This window comes from Coprobacter fastidiosus, from assembly GCF_030296935.1.
Taxonomy (GTDB): Bacteria; Bacteroidota; Bacteroidia; order Bacteroidales; family Coprobacteraceae; genus Coprobacter; species Coprobacter fastidiosus.
This window is the reverse complement of record NZ_AP028032.1, coordinates 2,852,136-2,866,801: the sequence shown is the minus strand read 5'-3', so window position 1 is coordinate 2,866,801 and position 14,666 is coordinate 2,852,136. Positions and strand designations below refer to the sequence as shown.

The window sequence follows — 14,666 nt, the reverse complement described above, 5'->3', positions numbered from 1 at the left end:
ACGATATGAAAAAAACAATATATAGCTGTCTTATTGCACTGTTCGTTGCAGGCTCATCTACTCTTGTATCGTGTTTAGGAGATCTTGACCTAAAACCCATCGATAAAAACCTGATCCAAGACTCCGATTTCAAATCACATCACGAATACTATACTCAGTTTTTGGCAAAAGTATATGCAGGATTAGCAGTTTCCGGTCAAGAAGGCCCTGCCGGAAAACCCGATATAGAAGGCTTCGATGAAGGCATGGCACAATATATCCGGTCATACTGGAATCTTCAGGAATTGCCGACCGACGAAGCTTTATTAGGATGGAACGATGCAGGCGTACCCGAATTAAGCACTTCAAAATGGTCTGCTGCAAACGGGTTTATATATGTCATGTATAGCCGCATCTTTTTTCAAATAGCTCTTTGCAACTCTTTCTTAAAAGCTACCACACCTCAAGCTTTAGCTCAAAACAATATTACAGGAGAGCTTGCAGAACAAATATCCAAATACCGTTCAGAAGCCCGCTTCCTACGTGCATTTTCTTACTGGCATGCAATAGATATGTTCGGGAATGTGGCTTTCGTAACCGAAAATGATCAAATTATGGAAGCTCCTAAACAAAAATCGAGAGCCGAAATATTTCAATTTCTACTGAACGAACTGAATGCCATTGAAAACGATCTACCTGTAAATCCGGAATACGGACGTGCAGGAAAGGGTGCTCTATGGATGCTAAAAGCCAAATTATACTTGAACGCATCTGTTTATACAGGAACTCCGATGTATTCCGAATGTGCTTCAACTTGCCAGCAAATTATCGGACAGTACGGAAGCGGTACTAATCACGGATTGGCGCAAACATATAAATTTTTATTCTGTGCCGATAATGATCAATTCGCAAGAGGCGGAGAACAGGGTGAAATTCTGATGGTCGTCCCATACGATCGAGACCGGACGAGAACATACGGCGGAACGACATATCTTACTATCGGTGCTTATGGAGGCACCATGATAAAAGAAAATTATGGAGTCAATGACGGATGGGCAGGACCAAGATCGACATCAAATCTGGTAAAAAGTTTTGAAGACGGAGATTCCAGATATGCATTCTACAGCGACGGAGCAAATATCGAAAATACCGATCTGGGAAATTTTCAAGATGGGTTTGCCGTTACTAAATTTACGAATCTGCTATCGACCGACTGGGAAAACACGAGCAAACGTGCATATCCTTATCCAGACACGGACTTTCCCATTTTCCGACTTGCAGATACTTACCTAATGTACGCAGAATGTGCCTACCGAGGTTATGGAGACCAGAATTTAGCCAAAACTTATATGAATTACCTGAGAACTCGGGCAGGTATCTCCACTTACACTTCTACTACGGATATTACTTTAGATGAAATTCTCGCAGAAAGAATGAGAGAACTTTATTGGGAAGGTCACCGACGTACCGATCTGATACGTTTCGGAGTCTTTACATCCGGAAGTTATTTATGGGCATGGAAAGGCGGAGTACTGACAGGAAAGTCTCTTGAAACCAAATATAATTTGTATCCGATTCCGGCAAAAGAAATAGCAGCGAATCCGGGTACTCAACAAAATTATGGATACTAAATATAACTTTATACGATTATGAATCATACGATAAAATACTGGCTATTTTTCAGCATCGGAATATTTCTGCTATTGCAATCTTGTAATGACGATAAATCTCCTGTATATGAATTTACAGCCGCCCCGGAATTAAGCCCGCTTGATAATTCCAGCCTTGTACTCAACGAAGAAGCTGAAAATTTCATCGCTGAAACATTTTCATGGAGTGCCGGGAAATACGGATTTCAAGCTGCACCTCTCTACACTCTCCAAATAGACAATACCGAGTCGTTTTCCGACCCTATTTCATTGGCAGAAACTCACAACTTATACCTTCCTGTCAATGTAGGGAAACTAAACATGGCAACTCTGATTTTAGGAGGAGAAAGCGGCATTCCTCTCGAAACATACGTACGGTTGAAAAGCGAACTTACCTCCAGTATTATCGTTTACTCCGGGTACGTTACATTAGAAATTACACCATATCCTATGGTAATCGTCTATCCCAAATTATATGTTCCGGGATCTTATCAAGGATGGAACATTGCCAATGCTCCTACCCTGCTTTCTTACCGAATGAACAACAAATACGAAGGTTATCTGAATCTCGTCGATGAAAATAATCCCGATGCACCGATTACATTCAAATTAACTACAGAACCGGTATGGAACAAAGGTGAAGAATATGGCAGCGGAGGCGCTCCGGGAACTTTAGCATTGAAAGGGGGCGATATTTCTATCTCTCCACAAGGTTATTACCATATAAGTGTCGATCTCAATACGCTAACCTATACTTTGACTCCGGCAACCCCGGGAGAAAAAATGACAACGACTGACAAATAAAATACATCTTGGGAGGAGACGAGATGTATAAACTGAAAGAGCTGCTTACAACTCCGATAAGTTGCAGATGCAGCTCTTTCTTTATAAAAAACATTCAAGCTTCTATCTGATCTTCCAAATGTTGGGTAGAATATTCACCGGTCAACGGTAAACGCATTCTGTCTTTCACCTCTTCCGAAGATAAACCATGCCCGAATAGAAACATCAGTTTCGTTATTGCAGCCTCCGTAGTCGAATCATATCCGCTTATTATCCCCGCTTGAGCCAACTTATTTCCAGGCCCATATAAACTCATCTGTACACTACCGCTGGAGCATTGAGTCACATTCACGATCACGATTCCCCGAGCAACCGCAGCCCTTAACATATCCAAAAACCAAGGTTTTGAAGGGGCGTTTCCCGTACCGTATGTTTCCAAAACGACACCTTTTAAATGAGGGATATTCAAAATACTATCTACCGTTTGCGGAGTAATGCCCGGAAAAATTTTAAGAATCACAACATTAGTATCCATTAAATAATGCGGTTTCAGCGGTTTGGGAACACGTACTTTGTTAATAAGATTATTGTCATACCGTATATGCATCCCGACCCGCGCCAACGCCGGATAATTCAGAGAACGGAAAGCATTGAAATTTTCAGCGCTAATTTTCGAGGTTCGGTTTCCTCTCATCAAATGATTTTGAAAAAAGATACACACTTCCGGAACAACAGGAAATCCGTTTTCTTTTGCCGCTGCAATCTCAATAGCCGTAATCAGATTTTCTTTTCCGTCCGTCCTCAGCATGCCGATAGGTAATTGAGATCCGGTCAGAATAACAGGTTTTGCCAGATTCTCAAGCATAAAGCTAAGCGCTGAAGCCGTATATGCCATTGTATCAGTTCCGTGCAGAACGACAAAACCGTCATAAGTATCATAATTGTCTGCTATGATTTTTACCAAACGAATCCAAGATGCAGGATCGATTTCCGAAGAATCTATCGGAGGTTCAAATTGAATTGATGAAATCAAAAAACCCAAACGCTTCAACTCCGGAACATTATCTAACAAATGATCAAAATTAAACGGCATCAAAGCTCCGGTCTCAGGGTCTTGTATCATACCGATTGTCCCGCCCGTGTAGATAATCAATACGGAAATTTTCTTTTCGGACATATTCCTCAGAATTATTTTCTGACAAAAATAGCAAATAATACCATAATAAATAACCTTTTGCCGGTTAAAATTATCACATATCGATTATATGAGTATTCATTCATAGCAAAAAGTCAATATCAATACCTAAACGGGAGCTTAGCAACAGGGTTCATCGTTTTCAAAACTTGTTAAAAAATTTATTCGAGATAAAATAGAAACATCTTTACCAAAGTTCCGAATCATTTGAAACAAAAAAATTACCGGACTATTTCGAATTTTAAAAACTTAAAGAATTCGAAAACCATCTTATCACAACCAGAACAGCAATTAAAAATATTTCTATTAAATTTAAACAGTCTCTAATATTCATTTAGAAATCTTTATTGTAAAATCTCACAAATCGATTATTTTATATTCAAAAAGATTCCATAATAACACAAAAACCGATTATCTGAAAACCCGGAAAATTCAATAAATGAAAGGTATATGAAAATTTCAATACTCGTAAAGTTAAAAAGTTAATATACGGGATCATCCATAAAATTTTACAAGAATGTTACATTACTTAATAAAAAAAATACTATGTTTGCAAAACATTGATTTATATCAAAATTAAAATCATCAATTATCAAAAATGAGATTACGCATGAATGCGAAAAAATTTACTATCGGCAAGATAATTATGTTATCTCTGTGCCCAAGTTTCCTTATTTTCGGATATTCTTGTATAGACAAAAAGTATGATCTTACCAAAGACATTTCTACAATCGTAGGAATTGGGGGCGAATTAGGGTTTCCTTTAGGAGAGACCGAAACAAAGCTCCTCAGCGATTTATTAAAACCGGAAGATATAGAAGATTTAACCACCGATGACGATCAATACGGCATCCACAAAAAAGAAAATGTAAAAGCTGATATTCCGACATTCGATCCGGTATCGATCAATGCTATAAACACATCTACCGACTTTAACATTTCGTTCGAAAAGCTGACAATAGATCCTATAAAAATCGATGAGACTCAACCGGATATATTGTTGAAAAAAAATATAATCGACAAACCTGAGATCAATCAGTCTTTTACAGGAAGCGTACCGATGATGATCACGGAAAACGTTCCGATAAACGTTCCTAACAACGGAGAAGTTAGTATAATGGATAAAGAATTCCGGCTCGATGAGCATCAGACTTCTTTTGTTGTTGCAAAAGGAACGTGCCCTGTAGAAGTAACACACATCTCCAATATCAAATTCAATGCTACAACCGCACAACTGAAAATGGATATGGACCAGCTGAAAAATACACTAAATCTGTCCGAGGCAACCGTAACATTGAAAAATTTTACAATAACATTTCCCAATACATTCGAGATTTCAAACCCGACAAAAGGCTCACTGACCAATAGTCATACTTTGAGTCTCGACAATGTAAATCTGACACTAACCGATAACATAGTAAACTTCAACCTGATAAGTTATAACAAAGAAATCGATGCTGCACAAGGCGAATTTTCGGGATTCGAAGAAAAGATCAACTATTCTCAGTCAGGATATATCAGCATAAAAGGTATTACAAAAGGGGTTAATCTATCATCAATAGATGTCTCTATGCCTATAAGCATAAGCAGCTCTAATATCAATATCGATGATATGGATCTTGCCATCTCAGATGTAAAAATAGATGTAGAACAGACAAATTTCAGTACCGATATCAACGTTACCAATATAAACAAAGATGTAAAAAAGATAAACAAGGTATATTTTGACGGCAATTCTATACTTACTTTGAAGTCCGAACCCATTACTCTTGCCGGATTAGACCTTTCCGGTGGAGAGGTAACGATTAACCTGAACGATCCGAATACCCCTTTCGAATTTGATAAAACAGGTAACACATGGAATGGAGATAACCTCGTTATTACGATCGACGAACTGAAAAACGGATTTACCAAACAAGTAAAATTAAAATCGATAAATCTCTCTCAAAAAGTACTAAAGTCCGAAACAGACGGAACAAAATCACTGTCTTTCGAGCCACAATTTAAAGTTAATACCTTTACTACATATGCTAAGGGCAACACAACATTCAAGAAAATAGAAAGCTTCAACAACAATTCGAAAATTAATTTCAAACTTCAGAAAAGTATATTGAATATTGCTGACGCCGATGTCGAAACAGAATCGTTTACCGCCGATCTCGGAAATAATACAGCCAAAATAGAAGTTGATGAAACTGATGTTCCTAAAGAACTAAAAGCCCTAAAATGGGTTAAGCTGAAAGGGAACACTGCCGTAAATCTGCAAGCGAACATCAATATAACAGACGGAGCTGGAGATTTACAATTCGATGAATTGATAATCGATTTTCCTCAATACATTATTTTTGATGAAAATTCAGGTGTAATAAACTATACTAATCCTGAAACCGGAGAAAAAAGCCAACGCCTGATTTTGAAAAACCAAAAATTTATCAAAGGTTCTTCTACGGAACGGACATGGAAATATAATAATCAACTGCATATTACAAAGCTTGATTTCACAGACAGTGAATTCCAAAACATTCTGACAGAAGATCACAAACTCATATTACCTGAAAAGAACGCGGTAATAACCGGTCGAGCTTCCGTATCGTCCGGAAACGTCAGCCTCGACGATCTTCAAAATCTAAATGTCAAAACATCTGTAAATGTAGAACAGATGAACATACAATTGGCAGCCGGAGAAGTCAACGAAGACGTTATCTCCGATAATCCGCACACATCGATAAATTTAGGAGATCTTTCAGACTACCTGAAAGAAGGATCAGCCTTGTACCTTCCGAATGCTAATTTCCAATTGACTACGACAAACCCGATCGGAGTACCTATCAACGTCGATCTGATTTTTACTCCCTATAAAAACGGAAATCCTTTAGCTTCAGGCGGATTAAGACCCGATAAAACCATGACCATCGCAGCTTATGACGATTTAAATTCTTCAGAAGAAGAAACAGCTAAAACTTCAAAATTCATATTAGCGACACCCGAATACATAGCAAAAGGTATTCCTGAAGGATTCGAAGCAATTCCGTTCAGTCAACTGCAAAGCGTAATCAAAGACGTTCCGGACAGTATAGTAATAGACGCTATTCCGACTCCAAAAGCCGTAGAAGGAGAAAACTGGCACACGGTAGATCTCTCAAAAGGAGGCTCTCAAGTACTGATCGACTGCAACGCAGATGTACCTTTCGTTTTAGGTAAAGATGTCAATATCGTATATAAAGACACGATCGATAACATACAAGACGATACAGACGACATTTTTGAAAAAGCGACAGCGAGCGAAATTTCGATAAAAGCAACCGTATATAACGGCCTGCCTTTAGAATTGGCATTGAAAGTTATCCCGCTATCGACAGGTTGTGTCAGCACTATTGATTCAAACGATCTATCTTTCACGTTCGACAACGGAAAAGAAGAAGGGTATGTTGCTGCAGGCACATATAATAGCGAAACAGGATCGACAAATACTTCTGAAACTACTCTTTTAATTAAAGTCAGAGAGCGAGAAGGCTCAGGAGCTTTAAGACGTCTGGACGGTTTGGAACTGTTAATTACAGGTGGACTGGGGGCAAATGAAGGTACTGTAGGCGGTGTTCCGTTAAAACCCAGCCAATCCATTAAAGCGAAAGTCGCCTTAAAGGTAAAAGGTATTCAAGCTGATATCGATAACTTCTAAAATCAATGTCGAACTCTTTACAAATACATAAAATGAAAAAGAAAATCATCATATTCATCCTATGTTTGGTCTCTGCAGGAGTATCGGCACAGACCTTATATTCATCATATTTTTTAGAACGGATGCCCTATCGCCATAGATTGAATCCGGCTTTAATAAATGATTACGGATACTTCAGTTTTCCCGGATTAGGAAATCTCGATATTCAAATAAACGGCAACATGGCCTTATCTCACTTTTTGTATCCGTCAGGAGACGAATTATTAACAGGATTCCACCCGAGCATCTCATCAAACGAGTTTATAGGATCGTTAAAGAACCGAAACAACCTGAGTTTAAATATCGATGAAACGATTTTATCATTCGGATTTTTCGCATTTAACGGATTCAATACTTTTGATTTATCAGTAAAAAGCAGTACTGATATATTCTTGCCTAAAGACTTATTTGCCTTTTTGAAAAATGGCCAAACCGGAGAGGTTACTCAATACGAAATGAAAGATATACGGGCGAAAAGCAACAATTATGTCGAGCTGGCATTAGGACATGCTCACCGCATAAACGACAGGTTAACGATAGGGGCTAAACTGAAAGCGTTAATCGGTGCAGGGAATCTGGATGCAAGAATAGACCGCATGACTATGACATTATCCGATGAACGATGGATGATACAAAGTAAAGGTATAGCCGACTTGTCTCTTGCCGGAGTGACCCTGGAAACCGACAGTAACGGTGAAATCGACGGATTCGATTTTGACACAGGAAAATTAGGAATCGCCGGTATCGGTGGTGCTATCGATCTCGGTGCAACTTATAAAATCTTTGACAACCTTACTGTGTCCATGGCTTTAACAGATATAGGTTTTATCCGCTGGAATAAAAATAAAAAAGCAGAAACCCCTGAAGGAGAATTCGTATTCGACGGATTCAAACACTTAGGAGCTGAAGATGATGATAACGGCAATAACGCCTTTGACGACGAAACCGATAAAATCGGAGATGATCTCGAAGCTTTATTCAAATTTAAAGAAACTCGAGCTTCTTCCAGAAGTACTTGGTTGAAAACGACTATGAATATAGGGGCAGAATATGGCATTTTAAATAACAAAATATCATTCGGATTATTATCCTCGACCCGATTCAGTACTCCAAAAACATGGACAAAACTGATGGCGACAGCCAATTTCCGCCCGGCAAAATGGTTCATGGCAGCACTCAACGGAGCGGTATCGAATACCGGATGCACATGGGGAGCTTTGATAAATTTATGCCCCAGAGGATTTAACCTTTTCTTGGGAGCTGATTATATCGCTGCAAAATATACTCCGCAATATGTACCTGTAAATACGACAAACATGAGTTTCAGTTTTGGTATAAATTTCCCGTTAGGAACCGACCCGAAACTGAAAAATAAAAAAGTCTATAATCCCGTACCTGCAGCATATTAATAAAATAAATAAAGCGAAAACGGCAGATGATTTCGTCTGTCGTTTTCGCTTTAATATCTATAATCTCTCTGTTAAACAGTGAATATCCGCACTTTTTTAATTAAAATAAGATTGAGAAATATGAAGAAACTCTTTTTATCAGCATTTATCGCGATTCTTTGCCTTTTATGGTATTACTATTTTATGAACAGCTCAAAAGAAGTTATAAATGAAGAACAGAAAGAGGTGGCTATAAACGTAGAAGAAGATGATGCAACTATGAAAAAAAGCACTCATCTTAAATTTAAAGGCGTACCCATTGACGGAAAATTGGACGAGTTTAAGTCACGCATGAAGCGCAAGGGATTCAAACATATAGGTACACAAGACAATGCAGAGATACTGCAAGGTGATTTTGCCGACTTCAAAGAATGTATGATCTATGTAAGCACACTCGATAATAAGGACTTAGTTTCAAAAATCTCCGTTGTTTTTCCGGAACAAAAACAGTGGAAATACCTTTATGGAGATTACACGCATTTGAAAGAATTGTTGACAGAAAAATACGGCAAGCCATCAGCATGCACAGAAAAATTCCAATTTTTCCATGAACCTCGTAACGATAGCGAAAAAATGAGTTATGCCCTATTGGGAGGATGCCAGTACGAGAGTCGATTTACAACCGACAATGGTGAAATCACCCTTTGGATCGAACATGAAAGTTCCTTATCATGTTTCGTAATGCTTTCTTATAAAGATAAAGATAATAGCAACATCATTAGAGAACACGCAAAAGATGATTTATAATAAATTTTGAAGCACTCCAATACCAATAAACGATAGACACAAAAGCCGATCATTATTATTTAGAACCTATCTAAATTTTATCTATGTCATTTTTGTGTCGGAAAATTTAGACAGGCTTTTAGGTGTATTGAAATCAACGAAGGATCAACACATCCCCTTCTGACGGGACATAGTCTTTATCTTTATGATTCATTTTATACAAATATTTCATACGAATGCCATAAATCTGAGAAATATCATGCATCGACTCACCTGCCGAAACGATATGTCGCGTATAGGCTTTGTCCGCTTTTTTATTCTTCTTCTCAAGATAAATCACCATTCCCGGATCTAAAGGATAATCTTTGGGAATCTCATTATAACTACACAGTTTTTTTACGCTGATACCGAACTCCTTCCCTATATTTTTAAGATTATCTCCCACACGAACTTCGATGTAATACAAGCCCGAAGAACGATACACCTGATGAGGCTTATATCCTACCGGTAATTCAGAAACTTCTTGTGAAGAACGCCCCTTACGGTCATATCGATACAAATCATACAATTCTATAATCTGAATCAATTTACTTGCATACGCCTTATCGGTCGCATATCCGCAACGCTGCAAGCCTCTTGCCCAACCTTTATAATCGGTACTTTTCAGTTCAAATAACTGAGCATAACGCATATTCCGAGTCAAGAATAAAGAATGATCTTCGTATGAATCTTTAGGATGCTTATATTTACGAAAGCACTCTCCTTTAGCATCATCATCGTGATAAACCCGAGCTCCGGTCCATTTATTGTGACATTTTATACCGAAATGATTATTCGATTTACGTGCTAATGTTCCTCTTCCAGCGCCAGATTCCAATAGCCCCTGAGCCAAAGTAATACTGGCCGGTATTTTATATTTTTTCTGATGACTGATTGCCAAATCCTTATACGTATCTATATACTGCATATAAAGACGATTCCGACTCTGAGCACTCACATCCCCCCCCCAAAAAACAGAAATGGCAAAAAGCGAAAACAGTGTTAATCTTTTAAAACTCATACTCAATATCCTTATTATAACTCGAAAAAAGAACGTAAAACTCGCACGAATATTTCAAAACTTCTTTATATTTGTATTATTACCGAATTATTTTACCAATTAGTGATAAGCATATATTCGAATAACCTTAACGCTATAAAATTAGTCCTGATATGAAAAAGTTAAATCTCGATACAAAGATAACAGTTTGTTCTTATGAAGAATTGAGCCCCGAAGAAAAAATTCTGATCGATCGGGCAAAAGAGGCGAGCAACCTCTCATACGCACCCTATTCTCAATTCCAAGTAGGAGCAGCAGCCCTACTGAATAATGGAGAAATAATACAAGGAAACAATCAGGAAAATGCCGCATATCCTTCGGGATTATGCGCAGAACGCGTAACACTTTTTTTCACCAATGCCAACTATCCCGATATTCCTGTGAAAATGCTGGCATTGGCAGCTCAGACAGGCGGGAGCTACACAGACGGTCAAGTTGCTCCGTGCGGAGCTTGCCGACAGGTAATTTTAGAAACAGAAAATCGTTTTAATCAACCTATACGGATACTGATGTACGGTAAAGACGACATTTATATCGTAGATTCTATAAAAGCGCTATTACCGTTGCATTTCGATAAATCGAGTATGGAAAGATAAAATGAATTTCACTTTTTAAATTTTTTCAAGATACAAACCTGTTACTTTTTATTACTTTTGTAAATACAGAATTACAAGACAGAACTTTCAAGATAAATGGATAATTATATTGTTTCGGCACGGAAATACCGCCCGTCCACATTTCACTCCGTCATAGGACAAAAAGCGTTGACCCAGACTTTAAAAAACGCGATCAGTTCAGGGAAATTAGCTCACGCTTATCTTTTTTGCGGTCCGCGGGGAGTAGGAAAAACAACGTGCGCCCGAATCTTTGCCAAAACAATCAATTGTTTACATCCTACAGCCGATGGAGAGGCTTGTAACGAATGCGAATCCTGCAAAGCATTCAATGAACAGCGATCTTACAATATTTTAGAATTAGACGCTGCATCTAACAATTCGGTCGACGATATACGGCAACTGACCGAACAAGTCCGCATTCCGCCTCAAATAGGAAAATACAAAGTATTCATCATCGATGAGGTACACATGCTATCGACCGCCGCATTCAATGCATTTCTAAAGACATTGGAAGAACCGCCTCATCATGCACTATTTATATTGGCAACTACCGAGAAACACAAAATTCTGCCGACGATACTGTCTCGATGTCAAATTTACGATTTTCAAAGAATCACGACAGCCGATACCGTAGAACACCTGCAATATGTAGCTTCTCAAGAGGGGGTTGCCGCCGAACCGGAAGCGTTGAGCGTCATTGCCCAAAAAGCTGATGGAGGAATGCGGGACGCATTATCTATATTCGACCAAGTTGTTAGTTTTTCTAACGGAAACATTACTTATCAATCGGTGATAGAGAACCTGAATGTCCTCGATTATGAATACTATTTCAGCTTGACCGATACATTTTTACGGAATGCTGTTCCCGAAGCACTAATTCTTTTTGACAAAATACTGAAAAAAGGATTCGAGGCTCAATATTTTATAAGCGGATTAAGTAATCATTTCAGAGATCTGTTAGTCTGCAAAGATCCTATAACCCTACCTCTACTCGAAGTAGGTCCGGCAACAGCACAACGCTATGCCGAACAAGCGAAGCAATGCAGCAACGAGTTTTTGTATAAAGCAATCGAGTTGAGTAACCGATGCGATTTGAACTACCGGAACAGTAATAATAAAAAATTATTGGTAGAATTGACACTGATACAGCTCTGCCAATTAACTGCGGCAAAAAATTCACAGCCCGAACAACAGCCAACGTTGCAAAAGGTTTCTCCTGCGGCACAGACTGTCCCCCAAAGAAGTTTTTCACCGATCCAGAATGCTCCGACAGAACAAAAGAGGACCGTTACGACAAATGCTACTGTCGCATCATCAGCCCAAACAAGCACCGGTACTCGGGCAACAGAAACAATACAGACCGATAAAACGGTGGTAAATAAAGCTCAATTAAACGAGTTACCGAATAATCAACATCCTGCACAAAAGCCGAAACCCCGAACGATTCCGATCCCTTCTATATCGATAAAAAAACCGATTATCGAAACAAAAGAACAGGTTCAGGAGACAAGGAAAGATGTGGACATGAATAATTCTTTCTCTGAAGAGGATCTGCAAAAAGCGTGGATTAAATTCACCAACACGATTCCTACCGAAACCGTTCTGGTGAATACGATGCGCACTTGTCCGCCTAAAATGCTGAATGCAACAGACTTCGAAGTTGTAGTCGATAACAAAGAACAATTAGACCGGCTGAACGAAAGAGGAACGGACTTAATGCAATTCTTGAAAAAAGAATTAAAAAACACCCGTATCTCCATGCGTCCAAGAGAAAGCGAGAAACAAGAAAAGCACAAGGCATTCAGCCAACGGGAACGATTTGACCTTATGGTTCAGAAAAATCCTAACATTATGCATTTAAAAGACAAATTCGGCTTAGAACTGGCATGACGATATCCCCAATAGGCTTTGACTAAGAGTGTATTTTTATTCTGTCGGAGTCATATACTGATAAGCGCCTACGTCCGGATTTACCCCTTCAGGGCGAGGATTGCCTAAAAGATCCGTACGTGTATTCTCATCGACAAATTCAGGATTTCCTGCTCTGTAAGCTGCCGAAGACTCTGAAGCCAATCTGAAATCATACTGATAGTTATCTCCTGTAGCCACAAACATCGGATCTCCATTCCATATACACTGAATGAAATTCTCATCGTCCGAACCATTCACCCTGAAAAGACAAGTTTTAAAATAAATCTGGGTATTCAACAATTCTAAAGGCTGCATCAACGTGTTGTTACCGATAATAATACAATTTTCAAATGATGCTTTCAACGGCAAATTTTCTTCTGTCTGAGTATATCTGTCAAAAACCAGTAAAGGGGATTTTATGACATCCATCAATTGAAAATAATTGGCAAATGTACAATGAACAAATTTTGCTTCTCCTCCCGACAAACTCATTAAAGCACCGCTGGCATTAGAAAATTGACAATTCCAGGCCTCAATCCTGCTTTCCGTCGAAGAAACCAGATTATTGCTGGAGTTATGAATCACCGAATTGCTGAATATGATTTTAGTTCTCGAAACATCAGACGAATCAATAACGATTCCGGTAGAAGTGCCCCTCATGGCAACATGGTCGAAACGGTTATCGTAACTATCCGTATGGATACGAATTCCTCCCCACTGTCCAGGCAAATAGTCATACGGCAAATCAGCGAACATACGGTCGAGACGATCTCCTCGAAAAGTTACAGGACGCGAAGCCGTGCCGCGAGCGTCTATCTTTCCCTTGACCTCAAGCGTCGCCTTACTATGAAAATAAAGCGTAGTGCCTTCGGACAATGCCAAAGACGATGATGCCGGAATCACAAGACTGTCATAAACCAAATAAGGTTTTTCTCCGGTAAATACATTCTCTCCATCCGGCAATACTTCACCCCGTAAAACATTGACATCTTGTCCGTATGCCTCTAATTTGACATCCTGACGAATTCCATTCGTAACAAATACGATAGAATCTTTTATCAATAGAGGAGAGTTTTGGTTTGTCGGATCGACATTTGCTTCCACAAAAACATATAAACTATCTTTACCCCTTATTTCCAAATCTCGTATTACCGGACCTTTAGAACCATCCACATTAATAAAGAATCCAGAATTAGCGGCATCTGCCAACGTAACGGACTCTATTTTCAACGATTTTTTCGCATGGTTATAAACTTTAAAAGATAGTGTAGCCGTACCGCGCTGCGTAAAAATCGTATCAAACTTTACAATGTTTGTAGAAAAAGTCAAACGATCGTTAGGATCATTCGAAAAACTCTCGTCGAAACATCCTGATAAAACAAATGAAAAAATGAACAGGACAAAAACTATATGGAAAATATTTTTCTTCATTGTTGTATATTAACGGAAAAATCCGGTTGTTATTGCAAAATATCAGATTAAGAGAAACAATATTCCGGAAACAAAGGTAATCAAATCGACAAAAACAACCTTATTTTCAG

10 protein-coding genes are annotated in these 14,666 nt (G+C 38.7%); 7 read left to right on the top strand and 3 right to left on the bottom strand.

All coding sequences use genetic code 11. The annotated features are described in order from the left end of the window. The first annotated feature begins 5 nt into the window (after window positions 1-5). Both QUE35_RS11325 and QUE35_RS11320 read left to right on the top strand, forming a co-directional pair. Window positions 6-1,610, top strand: a complete 1,605-nt coding sequence (locus tag QUE35_RS11325; RefSeq protein ID WP_022600803.1) for a RagB/SusD family nutrient uptake outer membrane protein — start codon at window positions 6-8, stop codon at window positions 1,608-1,610. Window positions 1,611-1,628: 18 nt separating this feature from the next. Then, window positions 1,629-2,432 carry a SusE domain-containing protein gene (locus QUE35_RS11320; protein ID WP_022600804.1) on the top strand — a complete coding sequence of 268 codons (804 nt, stop codon included), beginning with the start codon at window positions 1,629-1,631 and terminating at the stop codon, window positions 2,430-2,432. A gap of 94 nt (window positions 2,433-2,526) precedes the next feature. On the opposite strand, the gene QUE35_RS11315 is transcribed toward QUE35_RS11320, so the two are convergent. Beyond that, complete coding sequence (locus tag QUE35_RS11315; RefSeq protein ID WP_022600805.1) at window positions 2,527-3,588, bottom strand: asparaginase; 1,062 nt, start codon at window positions 3,586-3,588, stop codon at window positions 2,527-2,529. Between the two features lie 628 nt (window positions 3,589-4,216). On the opposite strand from QUE35_RS11315, the gene QUE35_RS11310 reads away from it, so the two are divergent. The 3 genes from QUE35_RS11310 (at window position 4,217) to QUE35_RS11300 (ending at window position 9,519) form a co-directional block, all read left to right on the top strand. Further along, entirely contained in the window at window positions 4,217-7,285 is a 3,069-nt protein-coding gene (locus tag QUE35_RS11310) for a hypothetical protein (RefSeq protein ID WP_147404886.1), read from the top strand. Window positions 7,286-7,317: 32 nt separating this feature from the next. Beyond that, the gene (locus tag QUE35_RS11305) at window positions 7,318-8,733 is read left to right on the top strand and encodes a DUF5723 family protein (RefSeq protein WP_022600808.1); all 1,416 of its coding nucleotides are present in this window, start codon (window positions 7,318-7,320) and stop codon (window positions 8,731-8,733) included. Between the two features lie 120 nt (window positions 8,734-8,853). Next, window positions 8,854-9,519 (top strand): hypothetical protein, encoded by a 666-nt coding sequence (locus QUE35_RS11300; protein WP_147404888.1) that lies wholly within the window; start codon window positions 8,854-8,856, stop codon window positions 9,517-9,519. 133 nt (window positions 9,520-9,652) lie between these two features. On the opposite strand, the gene QUE35_RS11295 is transcribed toward QUE35_RS11300, so the two are convergent. Continuing rightward, window positions 9,653-10,558, bottom strand: coding sequence for a glucosaminidase domain-containing protein (locus tag QUE35_RS11295; protein WP_022600810.1), 906 nt, complete (start codon window positions 10,556-10,558; stop codon window positions 9,653-9,655). Between the two features lie 152 nt (window positions 10,559-10,710). Here QUE35_RS11295 and QUE35_RS11290 point away from each other — a divergent pair, with 152 nt between their 5' ends. Beyond that, the gene (locus QUE35_RS11290) at window positions 10,711-11,193 is read left to right on the top strand and encodes a cytidine deaminase (RefSeq protein ID WP_022600811.1); all 483 of its coding nucleotides are present in this window, start codon (window positions 10,711-10,713) and stop codon (window positions 11,191-11,193) included. 96 nt (window positions 11,194-11,289) lie between these two features. After that, window positions 11,290-13,104: a DNA polymerase III subunit gamma/tau gene (locus tag QUE35_RS11285; RefSeq protein ID WP_022600812.1), complete on the top strand. Its 1,815-nt coding sequence runs from the start codon at window positions 11,290-11,292 to the stop codon at window positions 13,102-13,104. A gap of 36 nt (window positions 13,105-13,140) precedes the next feature. Here the strand turns inward: QUE35_RS11285 and QUE35_RS11280 are convergent, their stop codons facing one another. Then, entirely contained in the window at window positions 13,141-14,556 is a 1,416-nt protein-coding gene (locus tag QUE35_RS11280; RefSeq protein WP_022600813.1) for a hypothetical protein, read from the bottom strand. Between the last annotated feature and the right edge of the window lie 110 nt (window positions 14,557-14,666).

Excerpts from the sequence above, each read along its gene's own strand:
- QUE35_RS11325 (WP_022600803.1), top strand. The coding sequence starts at position 6 with ATGAAAAAAACAATATATAGCTGTCTTATTGCACTGTTCGTTGCAGGC.
- QUE35_RS11320 (WP_022600804.1), top strand. The coding sequence starts at position 1,629 with ATGAATCATACGATAAAATACTGGCTATTTTTCAGCATCGGAATATTT.
- QUE35_RS11315 (WP_022600805.1), bottom strand. The coding sequence starts at position 3,588 with ATGTCCGAAAAGAAAATTTCCGTATTGATTATCTACACGGGCGGGACA.
- QUE35_RS11310 (WP_147404886.1), top strand. The coding sequence starts at position 4,217 with ATGAATGCGAAAAAATTTACTATCGGCAAGATAATTATGTTATCTCTG.
- QUE35_RS11305 (WP_022600808.1), top strand. The coding sequence starts at position 7,318 with ATGAAAAAGAAAATCATCATATTCATCCTATGTTTGGTCTCTGCAGGA.
- QUE35_RS11300 (WP_147404888.1), top strand. The coding sequence starts at position 8,854 with ATGAAGAAACTCTTTTTATCAGCATTTATCGCGATTCTTTGCCTTTTA.
- QUE35_RS11295 (WP_022600810.1), bottom strand. The coding sequence starts at position 10,558 with ATGAGTTTTAAAAGATTAACACTGTTTTCGCTTTTTGCCATTTCTGTT.
- QUE35_RS11290 (WP_022600811.1), top strand. The coding sequence starts at position 10,711 with ATGAAAAAGTTAAATCTCGATACAAAGATAACAGTTTGTTCTTATGAA.
- QUE35_RS11285 (WP_022600812.1), top strand. The coding sequence starts at position 11,290 with ATGGATAATTATATTGTTTCGGCACGGAAATACCGCCCGTCCACATTT.
- QUE35_RS11280 (WP_022600813.1), bottom strand. The coding sequence starts at position 14,556 with ATGAAGAAAAATATTTTCCATATAGTTTTTGTCCTGTTCATTTTTTCA.